The organism is Thomasclavelia spiroformis DSM 1552 (assembly GCF_025149465.1).
GTDB classification, from domain to species: Bacteria; Bacillota_I; Bacilli_A; order Erysipelotrichales; family Coprobacillaceae; genus Thomasclavelia; species Thomasclavelia spiroformis.
Window position 1 is genome coordinate 1,213,450 of record NZ_CP102275.1, and the last position, 23,607, is coordinate 1,237,056.

At 27.7% G+C, this 23,607-nt stretch carries 26 protein-coding genes and 1 other annotated feature; of the genes, 19 read left to right on the plus strand and 7 right to left on the minus strand.

Annotated features, from left to right (window positions below; translation table 11 throughout):
- Positions 1-36 precede the first annotated feature (36 nt).
- The 5 genes from NQ543_RS05585 (at position 37) to NQ543_RS05605 (ending at position 4,575) form a co-directional block, all read left to right on the plus strand.
- The gene (locus tag NQ543_RS05585) at positions 37-2,130 is read left to right on the plus strand and encodes a peptidoglycan D,D-transpeptidase FtsI family protein (protein WP_004609846.1); all 2,094 of its coding nucleotides are present in this window, start codon (positions 37-39) and stop codon (positions 2,128-2,130) included.
- A 71-nt stretch (positions 2,131-2,201) separates the two neighbouring features.
- A complete protein-coding gene (rpmG, locus tag NQ543_RS05590; protein WP_004609845.1) occupies positions 2,202-2,351 on the plus strand; it encodes a 50S ribosomal protein L33 in 150 nt (49 codons plus the stop codon).
- 36 nt (positions 2,352-2,387) lie between these two features.
- Complete coding sequence (locus NQ543_RS05595) at positions 2,388-2,996, plus strand: MBL fold metallo-hydrolase (protein WP_004609844.1); 609 nt, start codon at positions 2,388-2,390, stop codon at positions 2,994-2,996.
- Between the two features lie 63 nt (positions 2,997-3,059).
- The gene (locus NQ543_RS05600; RefSeq protein ID WP_039904175.1) at positions 3,060-3,407 is read left to right on the plus strand and encodes a hypothetical protein; all 348 of its coding nucleotides are present in this window, start codon (positions 3,060-3,062) and stop codon (positions 3,405-3,407) included.
- Between the two features lies 1 nt (position 3,408).
- Positions 3,409-4,575, plus strand: a complete 1,167-nt coding sequence (locus NQ543_RS05605) for a cation diffusion facilitator family transporter (RefSeq protein ID WP_004609842.1) — start codon at positions 3,409-3,411, stop codon at positions 4,573-4,575.
- A 54-nt stretch (positions 4,576-4,629) separates the two neighbouring features.
- Here NQ543_RS05605 and NQ543_RS05610 read toward each other — a convergent pair whose 3' ends face one another.
- Together NQ543_RS05610 and NQ543_RS05615 are read right to left on the minus strand one after the other, a co-directional pair.
- A complete protein-coding gene (locus NQ543_RS05610; RefSeq protein ID WP_004609841.1) occupies positions 4,630-5,802 on the minus strand; it encodes an ABC transporter permease in 1,173 nt (390 codons plus the stop codon).
- Positions 5,795-6,526 carry an ABC transporter ATP-binding protein gene (locus tag NQ543_RS05615; RefSeq protein ID WP_004609840.1) on the minus strand — a complete coding sequence of 244 codons (732 nt, stop codon included), beginning with the start codon at positions 6,524-6,526 and terminating at the stop codon, positions 5,795-5,797. Before NQ543_RS05615 ends, NQ543_RS05610 begins: the two co-directional genes overlap by 8 nt.
- A 133-nt stretch (positions 6,527-6,659) precedes the next feature.
- Positions 6,660-6,890 (plus strand) — a binding site (T-box leader).
- 33 nt (positions 6,891-6,923) lie between these two features.
- On the opposite strand from NQ543_RS05615, the gene NQ543_RS05620 reads away from it, so the two are divergent.
- Genes NQ543_RS05620 through NQ543_RS05635 form a run of 4 tightly spaced genes read left to right on the plus strand, consistent with a single transcriptional unit; the run spans position 6,924 to position 10,210 of the window.
- Positions 6,924-7,928 (plus strand): methionine ABC transporter ATP-binding protein, encoded by a 1,005-nt coding sequence (locus NQ543_RS05620; RefSeq protein WP_004609839.1) that lies wholly within the window; start codon positions 6,924-6,926, stop codon positions 7,926-7,928.
- Positions 7,929-8,594, plus strand: a complete 666-nt coding sequence (locus NQ543_RS05625) for a methionine ABC transporter permease (protein ID WP_004609838.1) — start codon at positions 7,929-7,931, stop codon at positions 8,592-8,594. It abuts the gene before it with no gap.
- Between the two features lie 5 nt (positions 8,595-8,599).
- A complete protein-coding gene (locus NQ543_RS05630; RefSeq protein ID WP_004609837.1) occupies positions 8,600-9,418 on the plus strand; it encodes a MetQ/NlpA family ABC transporter substrate-binding protein in 819 nt (272 codons plus the stop codon).
- Positions 9,419-9,433: 15 nt separating this feature from the next.
- Positions 9,434-10,210, plus strand: a complete 777-nt coding sequence (locus NQ543_RS05635; protein ID WP_004609836.1) for an HAD-IIB family hydrolase — start codon at positions 9,434-9,436, stop codon at positions 10,208-10,210.
- A gap of 31 nt (positions 10,211-10,241) precedes the next feature.
- Here the strand turns inward: NQ543_RS05635 and NQ543_RS12070 are convergent, their stop codons facing one another.
- Entirely contained in the window at positions 10,242-10,805 is a 564-nt protein-coding gene (locus tag NQ543_RS12070) for a DapH/DapD/GlmU-related protein (protein ID WP_004609835.1), read from the minus strand.
- A gap of 486 nt (positions 10,806-11,291) precedes the next feature.
- On the opposite strand from NQ543_RS12070, the gene NQ543_RS05645 reads away from it, so the two are divergent.
- The 6 genes from NQ543_RS05645 to NQ543_RS05670 all read left to right on the plus strand — a co-directional run bounded on the left by NQ543_RS05645 (position 11,292) and on the right by NQ543_RS05670 (position 17,599).
- On the plus strand, positions 11,292-12,275 hold the full coding sequence (locus NQ543_RS05645; protein ID WP_004609834.1) for a D-isomer specific 2-hydroxyacid dehydrogenase family protein: 984 nt from the start codon (positions 11,292-11,294) through the stop codon (positions 12,273-12,275).
- Positions 12,276-12,423: 148 nt separating this feature from the next.
- Positions 12,424-12,669, plus strand: coding sequence for a TM1266 family iron-only hydrogenase system putative regulator (locus NQ543_RS05650; protein WP_004609833.1), 246 nt, complete (start codon positions 12,424-12,426; stop codon positions 12,667-12,669).
- Positions 12,641-13,729 (plus strand): [FeFe] hydrogenase H-cluster radical SAM maturase HydE, encoded by a 1,089-nt coding sequence (gene hydE, locus NQ543_RS05655; protein ID WP_004609832.1) that lies wholly within the window; start codon positions 12,641-12,643, stop codon positions 13,727-13,729. The genes NQ543_RS05650 and hydE overlap by 29 nt, the downstream gene beginning before the upstream one ends.
- A 27-nt stretch (positions 13,730-13,756) precedes the next feature.
- Positions 13,757-15,178 (plus strand): [FeFe] hydrogenase H-cluster radical SAM maturase HydG, encoded by a 1,422-nt coding sequence (gene hydG, locus NQ543_RS05660; protein ID WP_039904169.1) that lies wholly within the window; start codon positions 13,757-13,759, stop codon positions 15,176-15,178.
- Positions 15,179-16,369, plus strand: coding sequence for a [FeFe] hydrogenase H-cluster maturation GTPase HydF (gene hydF, locus NQ543_RS05665; RefSeq protein ID WP_004609830.1), 1,191 nt, complete (start codon positions 15,179-15,181; stop codon positions 16,367-16,369).
- 120 nt (positions 16,370-16,489) lie between these two features.
- Positions 16,490-17,599, plus strand: a complete 1,110-nt coding sequence (locus tag NQ543_RS05670; protein ID WP_004609829.1) for a metallophosphoesterase — start codon at positions 16,490-16,492, stop codon at positions 17,597-17,599.
- A 215-nt stretch (positions 17,600-17,814) separates the two neighbouring features.
- On the opposite strand, the gene NQ543_RS05675 is transcribed toward NQ543_RS05670, so the two are convergent.
- Positions 17,815-18,618, minus strand: a complete 804-nt coding sequence (locus NQ543_RS05675) for an ISNCY family transposase (RefSeq protein ID WP_004609828.1) — start codon at positions 18,616-18,618, stop codon at positions 17,815-17,817.
- A gap of 324 nt (positions 18,619-18,942) precedes the next feature.
- Here NQ543_RS05675 and NQ543_RS05680 point away from each other — a divergent pair, with 324 nt between their 5' ends.
- Positions 18,943-19,452, plus strand: a complete 510-nt coding sequence (locus NQ543_RS05680) for a ferritin-like domain-containing protein (protein ID WP_187362841.1) — start codon at positions 18,943-18,945, stop codon at positions 19,450-19,452.
- A gap of 202 nt (positions 19,453-19,654) precedes the next feature.
- Here NQ543_RS05680 and NQ543_RS05685 read toward each other — a convergent pair whose 3' ends face one another.
- From NQ543_RS05685 to NQ543_RS05690, 3 genes are all read right to left on the minus strand, one after another.
- The gene (locus tag NQ543_RS05685; protein ID WP_004609826.1) at positions 19,655-20,890 is read right to left on the minus strand and encodes a nucleotidyltransferase domain-containing protein; all 1,236 of its coding nucleotides are present in this window, start codon (positions 20,888-20,890) and stop codon (positions 19,655-19,657) included.
- Between the two features lie 37 nt (positions 20,891-20,927).
- Positions 20,928-21,134, minus strand: a complete 207-nt coding sequence (locus NQ543_RS12105) for a LytTR family transcriptional regulator DNA-binding domain-containing protein (protein WP_083784283.1) — start codon at positions 21,132-21,134, stop codon at positions 20,928-20,930.
- A 66-nt stretch (positions 21,135-21,200) separates the two neighbouring features.
- Entirely contained in the window at positions 21,201-21,398 is a 198-nt protein-coding gene (locus NQ543_RS05690) for a hypothetical protein (RefSeq protein WP_148344865.1), read from the minus strand.
- A gap of 314 nt (positions 21,399-21,712) precedes the next feature.
- On the opposite strand from NQ543_RS05690, the gene NQ543_RS05695 reads away from it, so the two are divergent.
- From NQ543_RS05695 to NQ543_RS05705, 3 genes are read left to right on the plus strand one after another with little or no spacing between them, the layout of a single operon-like run.
- On the plus strand, positions 21,713-22,033 hold the full coding sequence (locus tag NQ543_RS05695; RefSeq protein WP_004609823.1) for a PqqD family protein: 321 nt from the start codon (positions 21,713-21,715) through the stop codon (positions 22,031-22,033).
- Entirely contained in the window at positions 22,033-23,094 is a 1,062-nt protein-coding gene (locus NQ543_RS05700) for a radical SAM protein (RefSeq protein WP_004609822.1), read from the plus strand. Before NQ543_RS05695 ends, NQ543_RS05700 begins: the two co-directional genes overlap by 1 nt.
- Before the next feature lie 3 nt (positions 23,095-23,097).
- Positions 23,098-23,511 (plus strand): hypothetical protein, encoded by a 414-nt coding sequence (locus NQ543_RS05705; protein WP_004609821.1) that lies wholly within the window; start codon positions 23,098-23,100, stop codon positions 23,509-23,511.
- Positions 23,512-23,607: the final 96 nt, after the last annotated feature.

Below are 23,607 nucleotides of genomic sequence, written 5' to 3' on the forward strand. Positions count from 1 at the left end.
GTCTATAATATTTAGGTAATAAGGAGGCAAGGAAATATGTTGAATTTTCGTAACAATATCCATAAAATTAAATTTTATGGAGCCTTAGAACAAGCAAAAGAAAAAAAGAATCAACAAGGTAATATTCTTACAAGACGATTAATTATTTTACTTTGTATAGTAGTTACAATTTCATCAGTAATGGCTACACGACTTGCATATATTCAATTTAGTGCAGCTGATGAATTAGCAGTTAAACTTGAAAAATATGGAACTGCAACATATACAACAGATGCTCCACGAGGAGAAATTGTTGATCGTAATTATACAAAATTAGTTCAAAATGTTAATGTGATTTGTGCTACATATTATGCACCTAAAAAAATAACAAATAATCAATTAAAAAAGTCAGCAAGATTTTTAGCAGATACGATTAACTTTGATACTTCAACAATATCAAAACGTAATAAAAAGGATTATTTTATTATTGCATATCCAAAATTAGCAGATGATTTAGTTAGTGATGAAGAAAAAAGTAAACTTCAAAATCAAGATAATTATGATGATGCGCTTTTAAAATTACAAATCGAACGTATTAGTGATGAAATGTTGGAAAAATATATGGATGAAGATACTTTAAAATATACACATTTTTATTATTTAATGCGAAGTTGTACTAGTGGTTCATCAATTTTAGCAGAAGGACTAACAGAACAAGAAGCAAGTATTATTGGTGAAAATGCAGATATTTTACCCGGAATCAAAATAACTACTGATTGGTCACGTCAGTATGTTTATAATAATGAATTTAGTCAAGTTTTAGGTAAAGTAACAACTAAAAAACAAGGTCTACCAGCTGAACAAAAAGATGAATTGTTAGCGTTAGGATATCAAAATGATTCACGTATTGGAGTATCTGGTTTAGAAGCACAATATGAAGATATTTTAAGAGGTAGTGATAGTAGTTATACATTAAACTACGATGAAAATGGTAATCCAATTGTTACTAGTTCAAAATCAGGTATTGCGGGGTCAAATATCCGTTTAACAATTGATTGGCAGTTACAGCAATTTGCTGATCAATTAATAGAAAATGAATTAAAGACAATGAATGGTCAAAATAAATTCTTTAATAAAATGTTCTTTACCATGATTGATCCTTATACTGGAGAAATTTTAGTAATGTCTGGTAAAATGATTGATAAAGAGACTGGTGAGGTAACTGATTATGCTGCTGGAAATTATTTAGATGCCAATTTGATTGGTTCTACTATTAAAGGTGGAACATTATATACAGGATTTAAAGAAGGTCTTATTACACCAGGAACGGTGTTTGTAGATGAGCCAATTAAAATTAAAGGAACTGAACCAAAAAAATCATATCGTAATATGGGTGCTATCGATGAAGTTGATGCAATGGCATATTCATCAAACGTTTATATGTTTAGAATTGCAATGCTTTTAGGTGGTGCTAACTATGTATATGATGGACCATTAAAAATAAATGATGAAGCTTTTGATATTTTAAGAAGAGATTTGGGTGAACTTGGTTTAGGCGTGAAAACTGGACTTGATGTTCCATATGAAGAATTAGGAGTTCATCGTGATCGAAATAGAACCGGAGGTTTTTTACTAGATGCTTCAATTGGACAGTATGATACATATACAAATATTCAATTAGCTCAATATGCAGCTACTTTAGCTAATGGTGGAAAAAGAATTAAACCACATTTATTATTAGATTCATACACTACTGATTCAGATGGAATAGCTAATGCTAATTATGTTGCTAAAACTGAAGTCTTAGATGATGTATCAGCTCAAACTACTGCGTTTAATCAAATAAAACAAGGAATGCGTGCTTGTGTAACCCGCAGTAATGGTACATCTAATAAGTATTGGTCTAGCAAACCGTATATTACATATGCAAAAACCGGGACAGCTGAAGATTATACAGGAACTGGAAAAACCGATTATCCAAACCACTTACAAATTGGATATATTCAAGCTGATGAAAATTCTGAACCAATCGTTGCTTTTGCTTGTGTTGCGATTCGTCAAACTGTTGCTTCTGATAATTCTTCAAGCTCTGCACCATATATTTCACAAGCAATTGTTGATGAATATGTAAAAAAGTATGGCTTAAATTGAAAAAAAGCTAGTAATTAGAATAAGACTGTGTTAATATATTTAACGGAAGTTTACAAATGGAGGTGTAACTAATGAGAGAAAATATAATTCTTAAATGTACTGAATGCGGTGAAGAAAATTACATTAATACAAAAAATAAAAGAAATCATCCAGATAGAATGGAAGTTAATAAATATTGTCCAAGATGTAATAAAAAAACTGTACATAAAGAAAAAAAATAAGCCTAACGGCTTTTTTTCTTTATAGGAGGATAGATTATGAAGGTAAAGACTTTATTATTAGGAAATATGCAAACAAATTGTTATATTGTCAGTGATGATGATCATCATTGTTTTATTGTTGATCCTGGCGATAATGGTAAAAAGGTAATTAAATTTTTAAACGATAACGAATTAATTTTAGATGCAATTTTATTAACACATGGACATTTTGATCATATCGGAGCAGTTGATTATATATATGAACATTGTCATTGTCCTATTTATATTCATCAAGAAGATATTGCATTGTTGCATGATGCAAAAGCAAACCTTTCAATTTTTGAAGTACCATTTGTAGTTAATGCACCAGTAATAGCTAGTAATGAAAAAATGAAAATTGGAAATTTTGAAATTAACTGGTTACATTTACCAGGACATTGTCCTGGTTCTTCAATGATTTATTTACCTAAAGAAAGTGTTATTTTTTCTGGTGATGTGTTGTTTAATGGTTCAATTGGAAGATTTGATTTTCCAAATTCATCAAAGCATGATACAAGTACGTCTTTAAATAAGATTAAAGAATATGATTTTGATGCAATTGTTTATCCAGGACATGGTCCTGCAACCTCATTAAAACAAGAACAAGCAAGTAATCCTTATTTATAAGAAATATTTAGCATATTAGTGATTGTTTATGATATAATTATTAATGTATCTGGAGGAATTGAGATGGAACTATACAATAAAGAGTTATTAAAAAAATTAAAAGATGAAATTGGTGCAACTAATTATTATATGCCAAAAAAATTATTTGAAAATGCAATGTTTAGAAACATTCGTTTAGAAACTAAATTGGCTTATGTTGCAATATTGGATGTTTTATTAAAGAAACCTACTTATAATCAAGAAAATAAAGCTTTATTAAAAGTGGATAATCCTATGATTGTAAAAACGTTAGCTATTTTAGCTAATAAAGAAGTTGATCAAAATAAAATTAATAAATATTTAGATGAATTAATGGAAGCAAATTTAATTGAAATGAATAAACAAGATATTTTTGTTTATTGTTTAAGCTAAGATGTTTAAAATATTAATAAAAAAATGGATTAAGAATTATAATGATGTAAATAATTCGCAAGTAAGAGAAAAATATGGGACACTTTGTTCAACTTTATCAATAATATGTAATATAATATTGGTAATTTTTAAATTTACAATCGGGGTTATTACTAATAGTATTGCAATTCAAGCTGATGGGTTAAATAATTTATCTGATGTAGGTAGTAATTTAGCTTCGTTATTTGGTTTTAAGTTAGCAAATAAACATCCTGATGAAACTCATCCTTATGGTCATGGAAGAGTTGAATATGTTGCAGGATTGATTATTGCTTTTCTTATTTTATTAGTAGGTATTCAATCATTAAAAGATTCGATTATAAAAATTATAGAACCACAAAAAGTTACATTTACTTTTGTAGCTGTAATTATTTTAATTGTTTCAATTTTAATTAAATTGTGGATGGCATCATTTAATCGTTATGCTTCAAAGAAAATTAATTCTGCAACATTATTGGCAGCTAGTCAAGATAGTTTAAATGATGTTATTGCTACTTTAGCTACTTTAATTTCTTTGATTTTATCGTTATATACAGATTTTGCAATTGATGGCATAATGGGAGCAATTGTATCGCTTATTGTTTTAAAAGCGGGAATTGAAATATTTAAAGATACCGTTAATCCACTACTAGGAATGGCGCCAGATAAAGATTTAATTAAAGATATTGAAAATTATATTTTATCGTTTCCAACTGTACTTGGAATTCATGATTTAATGATGCATGATTATGGTCCGGGTAGGAGATTTTTAACATTACATGTTGAAGTTGATAGCGATAATGATATTATGCTAGTTCATGATGAGATGGATGTAATTGAAAGAGCTATTTTGGATAAATATCATATCTTAACAACAATTCATATGGACCCAATTGATTCAAATGATATTTTAACTAATGAATTAAAACAAATTGTTTTAAAAGTTGTTAAAAATATAAATAAACAATATAGCATACATGATTTTAGAATTGTAACTGGGCCTACTCATACAAATTTGATTTTTGATGTTTTAATCCCATCAAATGATCAAATAAAACACGATCTTTTAAAAGAACAAATTAATGAAAAACTACAAAATATAAATCCGAATTATCAAACTGTAATGCAAATAGAACACAGTTTTGTATAAATAAAAAAGAGGTTTTACGAATTAACTTTAAAAAGTTATTCGTTTAAACCTCTTTTATGCTCTAAAAATTATTTCTTCTTTTTCATACATCATTTTAGCACCAATCATGGCAATAATAACATAAACTACTGACCAACCTATTGTCATATATAAATGTGTATAATTTAACTGATTAAAAATAATCTCCTTAATTACAACAACTACATTTAAGATAGGAATATTCATCATTGTCGTTGAAACAGCGCTTGGTTCCATGTACATTGTAATAACAGAAAGTAATACAGGAACTAAAGTTACTGGTGTTAAATATGTATTTGCTTCTTTTAGTGATCGAGCATAAGTCGATACTAACAACATGACAGCAGAAATAAATATTACATATAGCACCGCTAATAAGATAATCAAAAGCATTCCTTGAATTGATAAATCAATTGAAAAAGCCATCATATCACTTAATCCAAATTTAAATGCTAATAATAATCCAACAGCAGATAGAATTGACGTTATTGTTCCAAATGTTGCTGTAACAATTAGTTTTCCAATTAGAATTGAACTTCTTGAAACCGATGTAGAAAGCAATGGTTCTAATGTTCCGCGTTCTTTTTCCCCAGCTCCTAAATCAGTCGCAATTGGAACAATTCCAGAACCAGAATAACCGATGATCATCATTGGGATTAGCATTCCTAGCATCATTAATGATACACTATCAGCTTCACTATCTTTAGCATGTTCATTGTAAGTAAATGGTTTTAAAATATCACTAGATAAATTATTCTGCTCTAAATAAGTTGCCAAATAATTATTTTGGTAGTTACTGAACATTGTTTGTACTGTACTAATTGCTGTTAAAGCACGTTGTGAAGTTGTATCATAATATAGATCAACTTCAGGAGTTTTGCCTTGAAGTAATAATTCATTGATATCATTGGCAATCACATATGCCGTTATTTTGCCATCATAAGCATCATTGATTGGATCATTACTTTTAACTAATTCATAAATATTAGATTCATTAAAAAGAGTTGATATTTCTGGATTATTAGTTTCTAAAACAATTTTATATTTATTATCTTCACTAGGTGAAGCTAAATCACTAACTGATGAAAAGATGAAAGTAAATAATAATGGCATAATAATAATTGGAATAACAAATGTCATTAACAATGTTTTTCGATCTCTTAAAATATCTTTAAATTCTTTTTTTACAATAGTCATTATATTACTCATCTTGCATCCCTCCAATACATTCAATAAATAAATCTTCAAGACTATCTTTTTGATAATCTTTTTTCAATTGTTCGATTGTCCCACTAGCAACAATTTTACCTTTATGAATAATAATAATTCGATCACATAGCTTTTCTGTTTCATACATATTATGACTAGAAAAAACAATTGCTTTGTTGTCTTTTTTACATTTTAAAATAAAATCATGGATAAGCTTACTTGATAAAACATCTAGACCAGTAGACGGTTCATCAAATAACATTACATCAGGTTGATGAATGATACTTCTTGCCAGTGATACTTTTTGTTTCATTCCACGACTATACTTTCCTACTGGGCGATCAATATAATCGCTCATTTCTAGTTCACTTGCAATTTTATTAACAGCTTGATTTGCTTCTAAATCACTCATCCCATTTAATTTTGCAAAATAAATCATATTTTCTCTTCCGGTTAAACGATCATATAAAGCCACATCACCACCAAATAAAATTCCAATTCTTTCTCTAATTTTATTAGGATTATCAATAATATTATAACCATCAATCGTAGCATTTCCAGAAGTTGGTTTTAACATTGTTGCTAACATTCTTAAAGTAGTTGTTTTACCAGCGCCATTTTCTCCTAACAATCCAATAATTTCACCTGGATTTACTTCAAAAGAAACATTGTCAACCGCAGTTACTTTTTTGAACTTTTTTGTTAAATTTTCGACTCTTAACATATTTATCCCCCTTTATAGTATATAATTATTCTAAACTAAAAAAGTCATATTATCAAAGCATTTAGTAACTTTTAAATGTATTACTTTAATAAAATAGTACTTGACTTTTAAAAAAGTTTTAGTTAATATTATGTCAACGACGATGAAAAGAAGAGTAGTTTACATCTCCTTTGTAGAGAGTCCTTGTTTGGTGAAAAAGGGTAAGTGGCTGTAAATGAAGATGGTCTTGGAGTTTTATAGGCGATATTTAGTCTATAGCGGGTGCGCCCGTTAGAGCGCTAGAGTATGATGGTACTCGATGAGGTTATTATTGTGAGATAATAATGAATTAAGGTGGTAACACGGGTTAGAACTCGTCCTTTGTCAAGGGCGAGTTTTTATATTATAAGGAGGATTTATGATTGAAATAAAAGAAGTGAGTAAAATTTATGATTTAAAAAATCGTAAAGTAGTAGCCGTTGATAATGTTTCATTATCAATTAATGATGGTGATATTTTTGGAATAATTGGTTATAGTGGAGCAGGAAAATCAACACTTGTAAGAATGATCAATCAATTAGAAAGACAAGATAAGGGAAAGATTTTGATTGATGGACATGAATTAAATAAATTGTCACCTAAACAACTTAGACAATTACGAACTAAAATTGGAATGATTTTTCAACATTTTAATTTATTATGGTCAAGAACAGTTAGTGAAAATATTGAATTAGCTTTACAAATTGCTGGAATCAAAGAAAAACATAAACGCCAACAAAGAGTTAAAGAATTAGTTGATCTAGTGGGATTGACAGGTCGTGAAAATGCTTATCCAAGTGAATTATCAGGAGGACAAAAACAAAGGGTAGGGATTGCAAGGGCCCTAGCTAATGATCCTAAAATTTTACTATGTGATGAAGCTACTAGCGCTTTAGATCCTGATACAACTAAATCAATTTTAGATTTACTATTAGAAATTAATCGTAAATTAGAAATTACAATTGTGATGATCACTCATCAAATGGAAGTAGTCCAAAAAATTTGTAATCGTGTAGCAGTAATGTCTGAAGGTAAGGTTGTTGAAGAAGGTAATGTAAAAAAAATATTTACTATGCCAAAACATTCTGTAACTAAAAGTTTTATACGTGATATTAAAAATAATAATGAATTTGATTTAGATGTGTTAAAAAACATTTATTCAAATGGTAAGTTATTAAAAGTTATTTTTAATGAAAATACTAGTAGAACACCAATTTTAACTAATGTAATTAGACAATGTGATTCATTTATTAATGTAATTGAAGCTAATTTGACGAATACAATTGATAGTTCATTTGGAATTATGATTTTAGAAGTTACAGGTGATTATGAAAAAGTAATTGAATTATTTAATAAATATCATGTTGAAGTGGAGGTGATGTAAATGAATGATATTTTAGAAAATATCGATATAGATGCAATGATTAATGCCTTAGGTGAAACATTATTTATGACAGTTGTTTCTTTGATTTTTGCAGTAATTATTGGATTAATTTTAGGAATAGCTATTTATTTAACACAAGAAGATAGTTTATACCCTAATAAACCTGTTAATAAAGTTTTGAATTTAATCGTTAATATTTTAAGAGCGATTCCGTATATTATTTTATTGATGATTATTGTACCATTAACTACTGCTTTAGTAGGTTCAATGATAGGAGCCAAAGCAGCTTTACCTTCATTGATTTTATCAAGTGCACCATTTTATGGAAGAATGGTTATGATCGCTTTAAATGAAGTAGATAGTGGTACAATCGAAGCAAGTAAAGCAATGGGAGCTAGTAATTTCCAAATTATTACTAAAGTACTAATTCCTGAAGCAAAACCTGCTTTAATTTCTTCAGTTACTGTAATGGCAATTTCATTAGTTGGTTATACAGCTATGGCTGGAGCCATTGGTGCTGGTGGGTTAGGTAATTTAGCATATTTATATGGAATGGCTAGAAATAATAATTATATTATGTATACAGCAACTATTTTGATATTGATTATTGTATTTATTATACAAATTATTGGTGATTATTTTGTAAGAAAGTTAGATAAGAGGTAGAAAAGATGAAAAAATGGTTATTAACAATTATAAGTTTAGTATTAGCAGTTACATTAACTGCTTGTGGTGGTAATGCAAGTGATGAAAATACTTTAGTAGTAGGGGCCACATCAAAACCACATGGCGATATTTTAGAAGAAGCTAAAAATATTTTAAAGGATGAATATGACATTGATTTAGAAATTAAAATTTTTGATGATTATTTTATTTTTAATCGTGCTTTAGATGCTGGAGATCTTGATGCAAATTATTTTCAACATCAACCTTTTTTTGAAGATTCTGTAGAAACTAATGGTTATGATCTCGTTAATTTAGGTGGTATTCACATTGAACCATTTGGATTTTATTCTAAACAAATCAAAAGTATTGATGAACTAAAAAAAGATGATGTAATTATTATTTCGAATTCTGCTGCTGATTATGGCCGTGTACTTTCTATTTTAGATAAAGCCGGAGTAATTGAATTAGATAAAAATGTAAAAGTTCAAAATTCAACAACTAAAGACATTGTATCAAATCCTTTAAATTTAGAATTTAAAGAAATCAAGCCAGAAATCTTAACTAGTGCCTATGAAAATAACGAAGGTGCATTAGTTGCAATTAATGGAAACTTCGCAATTGATGCTGGTTTAAACCCAACAAAAGATGCAGTTCTTTTAGAATCTGCAAGTCAAGATAATCCATATGTAAATATTGTTGCTTGTAAAAAAGGTAGTGAAAACGATAAAAAAATCAAAGCTTTAATGGAAGTATTAAAATCTGATCAAATTAAAGAATTTATTACTTCAACATATAGTGATGGTTCAGTAATCCCAGTAAATTAAAAATGGAGGCAAAAAATGAAACGTAAATTTTTCTTTTTTGATATTGATGGAACATTAGCAGTAGGCGTACCTGGAAAACAATATATTCCTGATTCAACAAAATTAGCATTAAAAAAATTAAAAGAAGCAGGTCACTTTTTAGCAATTGCTACCGGTAGAAGTTATGCTATGGCAGTTGATCATATGAAAGCATTAGGCTTTGAAAATATGGTTAGCGATGGTGGTAATGGGATAACAATTAATGGGCAATTATTAGAAATCAAACCATTAGATTACAATAAATGTCTTAAATTAATAGATGAATGTAAAGAAAAAGGTTTTATTTGGGCCATTTCACCAGATAACGAAATAAGAAGATTAGCCCCTGATAATCGTTTTTATGATTTTACTCATGATATTTATATGAATACAGTTGTTCAACCAGGTTTAGATCCTCGTGATTTTGATGAAATATATAAAGTTTATATTGCTTGTTTTAGCCCCGAAGAACAAAAACTAGAAACATTAAAAGAATTACCTTGGTGTCGTTTTCATAAAGAATATTTATTCGTAGAACCTGGTGATAAATCAGTTGGAATAAAAAAGATCGTTGATCATTTTAATGGTGATTATCAAGATGTGGTTGTTTTTGGGGATGAAAAAAATGATTTAAGCATGTTTAGTGATGAATGGACAAGTATTGCAATGGGGAATGCGATTGATGAATTAAAACAAAAAGCAACATATATAACTGATTCGTGTGATAAAGATGGAATATATAATGCCTGTAAACATTTTGGATGGATTGAATAATAAAAATGTCTGATAAGTTTTAATAACTTTTTCAGACATTTTTTATTATTTTTGCAGGTACACCACCTACAACAGTATTAGCAGGAACATCTTTTGTTACAACTGCGCCTGCTGCAACTATCGCATTATCTCCAATTGTTACGCCAGGAAGAATTGTTGCATGTGACCCAATCCAAACTTTCTTTCCAATATGAATAGCAGATGGAATATTATCTGTTCTTTGTTCTGGAAACAGACCATGATTAATGGTAGCAAGGACAACATGAGATCCAATTAAAACATCATCATCTATATAAATTCCCCCATGGTCTTGAAAATGACAACAGCAATTAATAAAAACATTTTTTCCAATATAAATATTTTTACCACATTCACTATAAAATGGTGGAAATATTGCAAAAGTATCGTCAACTGGTTTGCCAATTATTTCAGAGAATAATTGACGTCTTATTTTTGCATCATGATAAGAATTATTTAATTGTGCAGTTTTTAACATCGCATCTTCTGCTAAATAATGCATCAGTTCATGTTCGTGAGAACCCCCAGTGATAGCTTTACCTGATTTTAAATCTTCTAAAAATTTTTCAATCTCCATAAATATATTTCTCCTTTAAAAATCAACTTTAATATAATAATCTTTTAAATTATAATACTTAAACTAAACTATATGTCAATAATTAAAGCATATTATTGCTGAATGTCACAATTTCACAATTAATTCACAAAATAATTTATTTAATATTATTAAATAAATAAAAAATGTTATAATTTATGAAAAAGCTAAGAATATTTTAACTAGTAAAAATGATTAATTACTGTTACTAAACATTTGATTTTAAAAATTAAATTTAAAGTCACATAGAAATAATATAAAGAAATTATTTGTTATTTTAGTGAATATATTTTTTAATATTACAAAAAATACTAAAAATAGATATATAATTTGGAAATAATCTATTTTTATATATTTATTTGTCACAAAGTCACAAGATATTTACATTGTGAATATCTTTATTAAATATCTGTACAAAAATTAAAATAAGTACTAAACTTATTTATATCTTAAATAAAGGAGAAGAAAATGAAAATAGCTGTGTATAACTATCGTGAATTCGATGAAGGAAATTTTTTTGAAGAATTTAGTAAAAAATATGATCTGCAAATTATAAAATGTTACGAAAAACCAAGTATAGATAATGTAAATTTAGCTAAGGGCTGTTATGGAATTAGTGTAATTACTACACCCATTACTAGAGATATTATTAAAGCTTGGGCTAATCTTGGAATTAAACATATTTCTACTCGTACAATTGGATATGATCATATTGATATTGAAGCAGCAATTGAATTTGGAATTGAAGTAAGTAATGTTACTTATTCAACAGCTAGTGTTGCTAATTATACAATTATGATCATGTTAATGGCTCTTAGAAAGATGAAAATGATTTTAAAAAGAGCCGAGGGCTTTGATTTTTCATTACAAGAAAGTATGGGCTTAGAATTAGAGAATATGACTGTTGGGGTAATTGGAACAGGAGCAATTGGTAAAAATGTAATTAAAAATTTAACTGGTTTTAACTGCAATATTTTAGCTTATGATCCTTTTATAAATGAAGAAGTAAAAAAATATGCAAAGTATGTATCATTAGATAAGGTTTTAAGTCAAAGTGATATCTTAACCCTTCACATTCCTGCAACTAAAGATACTTATCATTTAATTAGAAAAGAAACTATTAATAAAATGAAAGGTGGAGTTATTATTATCAATACTGCAAGAGGCAGTATTATTGATACCGCTGATTTAATTGAAGCCCTTGAAAGTGGTAAAATAAGTGCATGTGCACTGGATGTAATTGAAAATGAATTAGGTTTATATTATAACGATTATAAATACAAAACAATTAAAAATCATTACCTATCAATTTTAAAAGAAATGCCTAATGTTTTATTGACACCACATATGGCTTTTTATACTAAACAGGCAGTAAGTGATATGGTTGAAAATTCTTTATTAAGTATTGTTACTTCAAAGAAGGGAAAAGAAAATAAATTTAGGATTTGTTAAAAATATTTATCATATGATAACGTTTTCATCGTTAAATGTGTTAAAATAAATGTATTACAGCTAATGATAAGGATTGATCTAAGTCAAAGGGCAAATACATAAAAAGTCATTAGTTTGTATTAATGACTTTTTCATTTAAGGAGGTAAGATGGAAACTAGAATTGCAATAATTGGAATATTTGTTTATAAAATAGAAAGTGCATACAAAATAAATGAATTATTACATGAATATAACCAATATATTATTGGTCGAATGGGAATTCCTTATAAAGATAAACAAGTATCGGTTATTTCGATAATCGTTGATGGACCTAATGATATAATTGGAGCACTTTCAGGAAAACTAGGGATGGTAGAAGGGGTTAGTGTTAAAGCACTATATTCTAAAAAATAAAATGAATAACCAACAATTAATTGATAAATTAGAACTTGATGGTATTTTAAGTTTTAATGAATTTAAGCAGTTATTATCTACTTATAGCTATCAAGACTTTAATTATGCTAAAAAACGTGCAAATAAAATAACAAAACAAATTTTTAGTAATAAGATATATATTAGAGGCTTGATTGAAATTAGTAGTTATTGTAAAAATGACTGTTATTATTGTGGACTTAGAAAAAGCAATTTAAAAGCGTTACGTTATCGCTTAAACAAAGAAGAAATATTGCTTTGCTGTAATGAAGGTTATAAATTAGGCTTTCGAACTTTTGTATTACAAGGTGGGGAAGATTTGTATTATGATGATGATTTAATGGTTGATATCATTAAATCAATTAGAAATTTATATCCAGATTGTGCAATTACATTATCACTTGGTGAAAAAAGTAAAGAGACGTATCAAAAATATTATGATGCAGGAGCTAATCGTTATTTATTAAGAGAAGAAACTTATAATGAAGAGCATTATTATATGTTGCATCCTCGTGAAATGTCGTTTAAAAAAAGAATCAAGTGTTTATTTAATTTAAAAGAAATAGGGTTTCAAACTGGTTGTGGTTTTATGGTTGGTAGCTATCTACAAACAATCGATCATCTAGTTAATGATTTATTGTTTATAAAAGAGTTACAGCCAGAAATGGTTGGAATTGGACCATTTTTAGTTCATCAAGATACCCCATTTAAAAATCAAAAAAATGGTGATTTAAATTTGACTTTATTTTTATTGAGTATCATTAGAATTATGACTAAAGATGTACTTTTACCAGCAACTACTGCTCTAGCTACTTTAGATCCTAATGGACGAATTGAAGGAATAAAGCATGGATGTAATGTTGTAATGCCTAATTTATCACCTAATGAAGTTAGAAAAAAATACTTACTTTATGATAATAAGGCGTCTAGTGGTCAAGAAGCTAGTGAAGGCCTTAATGAATTAGCTGATACATTGAAAAAAGAAGGTTATCAAATAGTATATCAGCGTGGAGATTATTGTAAATTTGATTACAAGGGATAATTCCTAAGTAAAAGAAGGAGAATGAATATGTATAATGTAAAATCTAATAAGGCAGAAGAATTTATAGATGATCAAGAAATATTAGATACAATTGAATATGCAAAGAAAAATAAAAATAATCGAGAATTAATTTTTTCGTTGATTGAAAGAGCAAAAGATTGCAAAGGTTTAACACATCGTGAAGCAATGCTGCTTTTAGAATGTGATATTCCTGAAGCAATCAGGGAAATGGAAAAAGTTGCAAAAATGATTAAAGATAAATTATATGGAAATCGAATTGTTTTATTTGCACCATTATATTTATCAAATTACTGTGTTAATGGTTGTGTGTATTGTTCATATCATCAAAAAAATAAGCATATTGCAAGAAAAAAACTTACTCAAGAAGAAATAAAAAAAGAAGTAATTGCACTTCAGGATATGGGGCATAAACGTTTAGCTCTTGAAACCGGTGAAGATCCAATCAACAATCCAATTGAATATGTTTTAGAAAGCATTAAAACAATTTATTCAATTAAACATAAAAATGGCGCAATTCGTCGTGTAAATGTAAATATTGCAGCAACTACAGTAGAAAACTATCGTAAATTAAAAGAAGCCGGAATTGGAACTTACATTCTTTTCCAAGAAACATACAACAAAAAAAATTATGAAGCTTTACATCCAACAGGACCAAAACATAATTATGCATATCATACTGAAGCAATGGATCGAGCAATGGAAGGTGGTATTGATGATGTAGGAATTGGTGTGTTATTTGGTTTAGAGATGTATCGTTATGATTTTGTGGGGTTATTGATGCATGCTGAACACTTAGAAGCAGTTCATGGAGTTGGACCGCATACTATTAGTGTGCCAAGAATTTGTCCAGCTGACGATATTGATAAAGATGATTTTACCAATGCAATAAGTGATGAAATCTTTGAAAAAATAGTTATGGTTATTAGAATGGCAGTACCATATACCGGAATGATTATTTCTACTCGAGAATCAAAAAGAGTTAGAGAAAGAGTATTAGAATTAGGAGTATCACAAATTAGTGGTGGCTCTAAAACAAGTGTTGGTGGATATGAAAAACCTGAAACTGAAGATGAAACAACATCTGCTCAATTTGATACAAGCGATAAACGAAGTTTAGATGAAATTGTTAATTGGCTTTGTTCATTAAATTTTATCCCAAGTTTTTGTACTGCATGTTATCGAGAAGGCAGAACAGGGGATCGTTTTATGCAGCTTTGTAAATCTGGTCAAATTTCAAACTGTTGTCATCCAAATGCTTTATTAACTTTAAAAGAATATATTCAAGACTATGCAAGTGAAGATACAAAAATAAAAGCTAATAAATTAATTGATAAAGAAATAAATAATATTACTAGTGCTAAAGTTAAAGAAATTTGTAAAAAACGTTTATCAATGATTGAACAAGGAAAGCGAGATTTTAGGTTTTAAATGAGTAATTTAAATCAAACACCTAGTGCAAATCGCATTCATATTGGTTTTTTTGGTAAACGTAACAGTGGAAAATCATCATTGATCAATGCATTTGTAAATCAAGAAGTATCAATTGTATCAAATGTGGCTGGTACAACAACTGATCCTGTTTATAAGGCAATGGAAATTCAAGGGATTGGTCCCTGTGTATTAATTGATACAGCTGGCTTTGACGATGTAGGCGATTTAGGAAATTTAAGAAATAGAAAAACTAAAAAAACAAGTGAAAAAATCGATTTAGCGATTATCATATTTAGTGATGATATCTCTGAAGAATTAGCTTGGTATCAATATTTTAAAAATAAACATATCACTATAATTCCTGTAATTAATAAAATCGATTTAGAAATAGAAGAAGAAATAATTAATAATGTAGAAAAAAACATTCAATGCAAACCAATTTTAGTAAGTACAAAAACAAAACAAGGAATTACAGAATTAAAAAACAAAATAATTCAAAATATACCTAATGATTATGAAAAAGAAAGTATCCTTGGAACTTTAGTTAAATCTGGTGATTTAGTTTTATTAGTAATGCCCCAGGACATTCAAGCTCCTAAAGGGAGATTGATTTTACCACAAGTCCAAGTTATAAGAGAGTTACTAGATAAAAAATGTATTCCTGTAGCTACAACTACAGATACATTGCAAGAAACATTAGCTAAATTAAATCAAGAGCCTGATTTAATCATTACAGATTCCCAAGTATTTAAGTATGTTTATCAAAATATTCCTAAAAATTGTAAATTAACATCTTTTTCAGTTTTAATGGCCGGATATAAAGGTGATTTAAGCTATTATATCGAAAGTGTAAACAAGCTTAGTAATCTCAACAAAAATGCTAAAATATTAATAGCTGAATGTTGTAGTCATGTACCTGTAAATGAAGATATTGGCAGAGTTAAAATTCCAAGAATGTTAAAGCAACGTTATTCAATTACAAATATCGATTTTGTAAATGGTAATGATTTCCCTGATGATTTAACAAAATATGATTTAATTATTATATGTGGAGGTTGTATGTTCAATCGCCGCCATATCATGTCACGTGTTGAACAAGCAAAAAAACAAAATGTTCCAATGACAAATTATGGTATTTTACTTGCATATGTAAATGATATCTTAGATAAAATAGTATATGTAAAATAGTTATATAATCCAAGTTGTTTAATTAAATGGCTTGGATTTTTAAATATTATTATTTTAAATTAACATATATTTAACCAAGAAATAGTTAAATCATGATATAGTTATATTAGAGGTGGCAATATGTTAAAAGTTAAACATTTAGAAAAAAGAATTTTTGGAAAATATCGATGCATTGTAATTAGTGATATTCATAGTCATTTAGATCGATTTAAAGAATTATTAAAAAAAGTAAATTATAATAAAAATGATTACTTAGTTATTTTAGGAGATTTTATTGAAAAGGGAAATCAAGCGATTGAAACAATTGAATATTTACAAGAATTACAAAAAAATAGCGATCGTGTATATGTAATTTTAGGGAACTGCGAATATGCTTTAGAAGAAATGATCTGTAATCAAAAATATGTAAAACAAGTAATTAATTATTTAAATCGTATAGGTAAAAGTGGGATGATTAAACAAGCTCTTAATAAATTATCAATGGATATAAAAAAAGATGCTCCTGAATTAATTCAAGCTAAAGTAAAAGAATATCTACAACCTTATTTTGATTATTTTAATACGTTACCAACAACATTGCATTTAAATAACTTTATTTTTGTTCATGCTGGTATTGAAAATCGTAAAGATTGGAAAAACTCTAAGCTTTCTTCATTAATTGAAATGAAAACATTTTTTCAAGATGGTCATTGTTTAAATGATTATGTTGTTGTTGGACATTTACCTACTTCTAATCAACATAGTCATGCAATTAATAATGATATTATTATTGATAACAAAAAAAGAATTATAAGCATAGATGGTGGAACAGGGGTGAAATTTGTTAATCAATTAAATGCTTTAATAATTAATGGTGATAACGATAGATTTTATTTCGAAAAAGTTTATGTTCAACCACTTCCTTTATATCAGGCAATTGTTGATGTACATACAGAAAAAAAGAAATATCATAAAATTGCATGGCCAAATTATGAAGTTAATCTTATCAAACCTGGTAAAATATTTTCTAAATGTTTACAAACTAATACTAATTGTGTGTTAAAAATTAAAAATGAATTTTTATATAAGAATAAAGAGAAATTATATTGTTTAGATGATTATGTTGATAATTTTATTGAAGTTGAAAAAGGTGATGTAGTTAAATTAATTGGAGTTTATGGCATATATGCCTATGTTATTAAAGATAATAATGTAGGATGGATAAAATTTCGTTATTTAAAAAAATATTGAGAATTATAAAAATTAATCTAATTTTTTATAGTTTCCCATAAATAATGTACAAATATATATCGTATACATAAAAAATACTAAATGTTAATTAAGTAAAAATATAAATAGTGTCAAGCAAATTTGAAAATGTCCCAAAAAATTTTAAACATTAGCACCAGATCGGTGCTTTTGTTTTGCAAGAAAATTTAAGTAGGAAGCCTGTTTCCAAGGATGATTTATCGGTGGAATATATTTTTTCTTGGTTTAGCTTCTTTTTTTACTTCGTCAAATTCTTTTGAATACAATTCATGTTTTGGAATTTCCTGCATGATATATATGTGATCAAGTACATTGACATACAGATTCCCATCAAATGCTTCAATAACCATACAATCTGTTCTGTTCTTTAAATAAACGGGTGTTCCATTCTCTGTCACGGGCAAATACAGCCTGTTTTGAAATCTGATACTATGCCCTGAATCAATTTTTCTAGGAGAAAGAACAGCTAAAGTATGATTGATCTTTTCAATTGATGGTTGCGTTTCAAATACTGATTTGGTAGTATTGAGATGTAGAGCAAACCTGTCATTGAATTTTTTTAGGTAGGATTTTAAAAATTTATTGGCTGACTCTATATCGGTTATATGAGCACGTCTGAGTTCAATAGGTAAACGAGATTGGAAGGTTTGGTTCATTCTTTCGATTCTGCCTTTAGCTTGGGCGATGCTCGTTGTTTTAATATCAACGCCAAGATTATGACATGCATAGGAAAATTGAGTGAAAGTGTCATCATCATCAAAAGTGTTGTTTTTCTTTTTATATTCAAAAACAGTACGTCTATCGGTATAAAACATAGCAGGGATACCATAATTGGTCAAAATCTGATAGAGGACATTATAATAACCATTTAGTGTTTCCTGAGTATCAAAATAAGCACCGACGACCTCACCAGTAGCATCATCAACAGCCAAATGAAGATGCCAGATATGACCATCGATCCATTCAAAGCTGGAAGCATCCATCTGGATCATTTCACCCATATACTTGCATCTGGGTCTTCTAGGATGAGCATTTTTACTGTCAATGATAGAAATAGTGGTACTATGTCAAGAAAAAGTGCCATCAATAATTCTTGGAGTTGTGCTATTTTTTCTTATTTCGTTTTATAGTATTTAGTGACTATTCCAACAATCATATGATTAATTGTTTTCTTTAAAGATCTTTGTTTATATGATGAAAAAGCTTTTGGAAAATAAAAAAATTGAATAACAACCTAGTTTATTAGTACATTTAATAAATAATTCGAGAAATAAAGAATAACAATTCATAAAATAAAACATATTATGGTAATGAGGAGGGATAAAATGTATCTCAATTATTATAATATGTGCACTCCATATAACCAAGATTATGAAATTAATGACAGAAATAGTGAATTACAACTAGATAGTGAAGAAATTATTACACTAAATCAAGCGATTTCTTTAATTAAGCAGTCTATTGGAAATGAAAAAGAAGATGAGATGTTTTACAATGTTTTAATTAAACAAGCACCAACAAATGAGGAGAAAGAGATCATAAAAAGTATCAGGAATGATGAAAGAAAACATAACCGGATATTAAGAAGATTATACTATGAATTTACAGGACAAATTTTGCCGGAGAGTACGTTATCAAATAATTCAGAAATTAATATGGACTATAAATCAAATCTAAAGCTGGCATTATTTGGTGAATTAAATGCAGTTGCTAAGTATAGAAAAATTTTGGGAACAATGCCAAGCGGAAATAGTTATACATTACTTATGTCTATAATGACAGACGAATTAAGACATGCAAGTAAGTATAATTTTTTAATCAGTAATGCAAAATAAGACAAACTTTTAGCTTAGAATCAGAATTTTTCAAATGTCGAAGTTAAATAGAAAAATTTCTATTTAACTGGTACTTTTTCTTGACATAGTACCATTTACACAAAATAATTTACAGGCTCTCCTCCAAAAAGCGACAGATATTTTAAAGGGTTCCTAATTATTTAGAGCACCAAATAGTTTAAAAACTGTTCATTTAGTCTTTTTATTTTATGATTTTATATTTTTTTAATAATGAAATACGTTTATTACCTAATTCAATTGCTTTTTTCATATCTAGATCAGTTTCTTTTTTACTGCGTTTATACCGATTAATAAAGCCTTTCATTCGTTTTATCCATACATATGGAAGTAGATATGGTTTATCATATAAAATAGGATAACCAGCTCTTAAATTTTTAGCTGATGGAAAAATAAGGGATATAAGTGATGTTTTTTTGTTTTGCTCATTTAAAACTCTTCTAGTCATCAAATTACTATAAACTCTTTCTTTAGTTGAAAGACCAAATACACCACTATCAAAAATATCATCTAAAAAATCAGTATAATCTAATTTATCAATTAAATGTTTAGGATAATTGATATCACTCATTTTAACGTTATAAAAATCTTCAAGTACACTATATATACAATGAATAAATATACTTATATTAAATTCATTTGCAAAATTAAATAATTTATCCCAATCAACAAATTCATAATTTTTTATACTATACATCCCAATATCCATCAATTGTCTTAATCCAACTCCATTATTAATAAAATGTTTAAAACAATGACAAATCAAATAAAATAACTGATCAAATTCATTCATTACCTGGATTGAAACACCATCAATTTCAATATTTTTACTATTAACAAAAATAGCTTCAAAATACTTATTCAAAAAACCTAAATAAGAATCATTGCCAAATAACTGTAAATGTAATTCAATACTTAAAGTAGAAACAGGATCAATAAATGTAGTAACTTGTACATTATCATTAATAACTTCATTAACTACTTGATAATGATTATCAAGTAGTATGTGACACACTTTATTAAAATCTTCTTTTTTTATAATAATATCTTCATCACCAGATACTCGCCATTCTTTTTTATTATAAAGTTCTCTTAAGACAATTCCTTTTGTAACAATACAATCAATATTATTATTTTTTATTTTTTGATAGATGTTTAAAAAAGCATCACTAAGTTGTATCTGTTTAACAACTAATGATGTACTTTCGTCTTGCCATTTATGTTTAAATTCTTCATCTGTTTTTAAAAATGATTCATTGGTTTTAATGGTTTCATATGCAACTGGGAGTAATGAATGAATTTTTGAAAGTTCATATAGTTCTTGCCAATTTTCTTTAGTTAATTGATTGGATAGTTGAAAATCTGTATCATGCATAAAACAAGATATTATATGCATAAGAATTGTTTGTACTTGCTTCATAAGTTTCTCCTATAAATTGTAAGTTAATGATTTTAATTTATTTTTTATATTTAAATATTTTTTGACTAACTGGAATAGTAATCCCATTAATAAGTTTTATTTGGTATCTTTTTATTGATTTTATATAGTAGTTATTTACTAAATATCTTTTATGAACATGTAATAAAAATGAAACATATTTTGAAATATTATTTGTGGAACTTCTTATATTTATGCTATCACCAAAAGTATAAATAGTACATATTTTATCGTTTGATTAAATATAAATAATCTCAAAGGGTAAAAGATAATGCGTTGTACTATTGAGATCTTAGAATTGGATTCGTTTATCTTTAGTATCATTGAAATCAATTGCTCTAAGATATTGAAACCAAGATGTATATTCATTAATATTTGGAGTTTGATAAACACTATCAAATTCTAAAGGTATATCACGAGCATGAGAACTATGAATGTGTAAAAGAGTCCATGAATCTTTTTTCTTTTCCATAAATGTACATAAATTCAAAAGCACCGACCCACATAAAATTATCATCTATTAAATCGAAATATTTATTAGTATCTTGATTATAAAAATCTTTAATAAATTGTCTACTTAATTCAACACATTCATTACTTAATAATTCTTTGTTTGCAAGCATCATATCCTTAATTATATTCTATCAAATAATATATATTTTTTTAAATATAATGCTTTAAATGTATTCTTGACGAGCAATTTTTCTATTTCACGAAAAAATTTGACAAATAAACAATGCATGGACTACAATAGAATATATAAGGATATTTAATCTTATATTTATTGATTTAATAAAAGGAGGGATGCAATTGAAATTAAAAAGTGATTTAATTTTACGTGAAGTTGCAGATCAACACGTAATTGTTCCAGTTGGAAAAAGAGTACAAGAAGTCACTTCAATTGTTTATATTTCATCTTCAGCTGCATACTTATGGGAGTATATGAAAAATAACGAATTTGAAATTGATGATCTTGTTAAAATGATAGTGGAACATTACGATGGAGTAAGTGAGGAAACTGCTCGTAAAGATGTTGAAGGCTATATCAAACTATTAACAGATAATTATATTATCGATGATGGAAGGGTTCGAGGAAGCGTATATGTACGTGTCCCTAAAAAATAATGGCATATAAATTTGAACCAGCATGTAATCGTATGGAATGGCTTGATCCATTTTATAAACAAGTATGGCAAAAAGCTTTCGATGATGCGATACCAATATCTGGAACTTTTGAACTAACACCAAGATGTAATTTTAATTGTAAAATGTGTTATGTTCATTTATCAGAAAAAGATATTCCAAAATATGGAAAAGAATTATCTGCAAAAAAATGGATTGATATTGCAAAACAAGCAAAAGAGGCAGGAACAACATGGTTATGTATTACTGGTGGAGAACCATTACTACATCCTGAATTTGGAAAAATATATACACAGTTATCAAAAATGGGATTTTTTATTACTTTGCAAACAAATGCATCGCTAATTCCTAAATATCAAAAACTATTTGAAAACTATCCACCTAGATTGATAAAAATAACATTATATGGTTCAAGCAACGAAACATATAAAAAAGTATGTCAAATAGATAATGGCTTTACAAAAGTTCACCAAAGTATTCAATTACTAAAAAAGATGAATATACCAATTCAATTAGTAAGTACAATCACAAAACAAAATCTTGATGACATAAAAAAGATGGCTTTCTATGCCTATATTAATCAATTACCTTGGGTATCAACCGGTGGTATAAAAAATTCTTTTAGAAATGAAAAAATAAATCTAGATGAAATAGTCGTCCAAGATAAAATTGATCAATATAAAAAAGAAGAAATCAAACATTACTTAAATAATCCTATTAATATAGAAAGAAAACCATGTACGTATTGTCAAGATTATCGTTTAGGATATTGGATTACTTGGGATGGTAAAATGGGATTTTGTAGTTTTTTAACAGAACCAAATATCTCAATTGAAACATTAAGTTTTAATGAAGCGTGGGGGCAATTAATAGAATATGAAGATAACCTAGATTGGCCTCAAGAATGTAAAGCATGTAAGGTATCTAGTGTATGTTTTAAATGTGCTGCAACACTTGCAACACATTCTGGAAGCGTTAATAAAATAAATAATGAATATTGTCAAAAATTAAAGGGATATTATAAAGAAGTTAAGGAGGAATAAAATATGGCAACTGAAACAAACTATGTTAAAGTACCTCAATCAAATCAATATGATGGAGTAAGTGGGCACTCAGTATCAACTAGTGCAAATTCAATTCCATCTGGTGCAACTACCGTAGAAGGTTACTTTTTTCATTGGACCCCTGATGGTGGATTTATAGGAACTGGCTGGTATAGTGGTTTTTCTGGTTCTCCTGTAAATGTATTTAATGGAGGAGTATATGCAAATAATGATGATGCATTCCAACAATATGTGAACGGACTAGGAGAAAATCCAAATCTTAACAATGTATTTTCACAATGGCAACAATACCTTGAGCAATTAGAATCGCAAACAACAGGATTAGGTGCTAATTTAATTTCGCGTCTAGTTATAGATATACAATCTAAAGAAATGAGTTGTGTTACAAAAGCATAAAATATAGTATACATTAGATTGAACGATCACAATATAAGTATATTATATGTTTACATTTTTAATTATAAATTTTATATAATTTTGAATGATAAAAAT

Excerpts from the sequence above, each read along its gene's own strand:
- rpmG (WP_004609845.1), top strand. The coding sequence starts at position 2,202 with ATGAGAGAAAATATAATTCTTAAATGTACTGAATGCGGTGAAGAAAAT.
- hydG (WP_039904169.1), top strand. The coding sequence starts at position 13,757 with ATGTATAATGTAAAATCTAATAAGGCAGAAGAATTTATAGATGATCAA.
- NQ543_RS05680 (WP_187362841.1), top strand. The coding sequence starts at position 18,943 with ATGTATCTCAATTATTATAATATGTGCACTCCATATAACCAAGATTAT.
- NQ543_RS05610 (WP_004609841.1), bottom strand. The coding sequence starts at position 5,802 with ATGAGTAATATAATGACTATTGTAAAAAAAGAATTTAAAGATATTTTA.
- NQ543_RS05635 (WP_004609836.1), top strand. The coding sequence starts at position 9,434 with ATGAAACGTAAATTTTTCTTTTTTGATATTGATGGAACATTAGCAGTA.
- NQ543_RS05645 (WP_004609834.1), top strand. The coding sequence starts at position 11,292 with ATGAAAATAGCTGTGTATAACTATCGTGAATTCGATGAAGGAAATTTT.
- NQ543_RS05605 (WP_004609842.1), top strand. The coding sequence starts at position 3,409 with ATGTTTAAAATATTAATAAAAAAATGGATTAAGAATTATAATGATGTA.
- NQ543_RS05705 (WP_004609821.1), top strand. The coding sequence starts at position 23,098 with ATGGCAACTGAAACAAACTATGTTAAAGTACCTCAATCAAATCAATAT.
- NQ543_RS05630 (WP_004609837.1), top strand. The coding sequence starts at position 8,600 with ATGAAAAAATGGTTATTAACAATTATAAGTTTAGTATTAGCAGTTACA.
- NQ543_RS05700 (WP_004609822.1), top strand. The coding sequence starts at position 22,033 with ATGGCATATAAATTTGAACCAGCATGTAATCGTATGGAATGGCTTGAT.
- NQ543_RS05620 (WP_004609839.1), top strand. The coding sequence starts at position 6,924 with ATGATTGAAATAAAAGAAGTGAGTAAAATTTATGATTTAAAAAATCGT.
- NQ543_RS05615 (WP_004609840.1), bottom strand. The coding sequence starts at position 6,526 with ATGTTAAGAGTCGAAAATTTAACAAAAAAGTTCAAAAAAGTAACTGCG.
- NQ543_RS05675 (WP_004609828.1), bottom strand. The coding sequence starts at position 18,618 with ATGGGTGAAATGATCCAGATGGATGCTTCCAGCTTTGAATGGATCGAT.
- NQ543_RS05625 (WP_004609838.1), top strand. The coding sequence starts at position 7,929 with ATGAATGATATTTTAGAAAATATCGATATAGATGCAATGATTAATGCC.
- hydF (WP_004609830.1), top strand. The coding sequence starts at position 15,179 with ATGAGTAATTTAAATCAAACACCTAGTGCAAATCGCATTCATATTGGT.
- NQ543_RS05650 (WP_004609833.1), top strand. The coding sequence starts at position 12,424 with ATGGAAACTAGAATTGCAATAATTGGAATATTTGTTTATAAAATAGAA.
- NQ543_RS05595 (WP_004609844.1), top strand. The coding sequence starts at position 2,388 with ATGAAGGTAAAGACTTTATTATTAGGAAATATGCAAACAAATTGTTAT.
- NQ543_RS05670 (WP_004609829.1), top strand. The coding sequence starts at position 16,490 with ATGTTAAAAGTTAAACATTTAGAAAAAAGAATTTTTGGAAAATATCGA.
- NQ543_RS05685 (WP_004609826.1), bottom strand. The coding sequence starts at position 20,890 with ATGAAGCAAGTACAAACAATTCTTATGCATATAATATCTTGTTTTATG.
- NQ543_RS05695 (WP_004609823.1), top strand. The coding sequence starts at position 21,713 with ATGCAATTGAAATTAAAAAGTGATTTAATTTTACGTGAAGTTGCAGAT.
- NQ543_RS05600 (WP_039904175.1), top strand. The coding sequence starts at position 3,060 with ATGGAACTATACAATAAAGAGTTATTAAAAAAATTAAAAGATGAAATT.
- NQ543_RS05585 (WP_004609846.1), top strand. The coding sequence starts at position 37 with ATGTTGAATTTTCGTAACAATATCCATAAAATTAAATTTTATGGAGCC.
- NQ543_RS12070 (WP_004609835.1), bottom strand. The coding sequence starts at position 10,805 with ATGGAGATTGAAAAATTTTTAGAAGATTTAAAATCAGGTAAAGCTATC.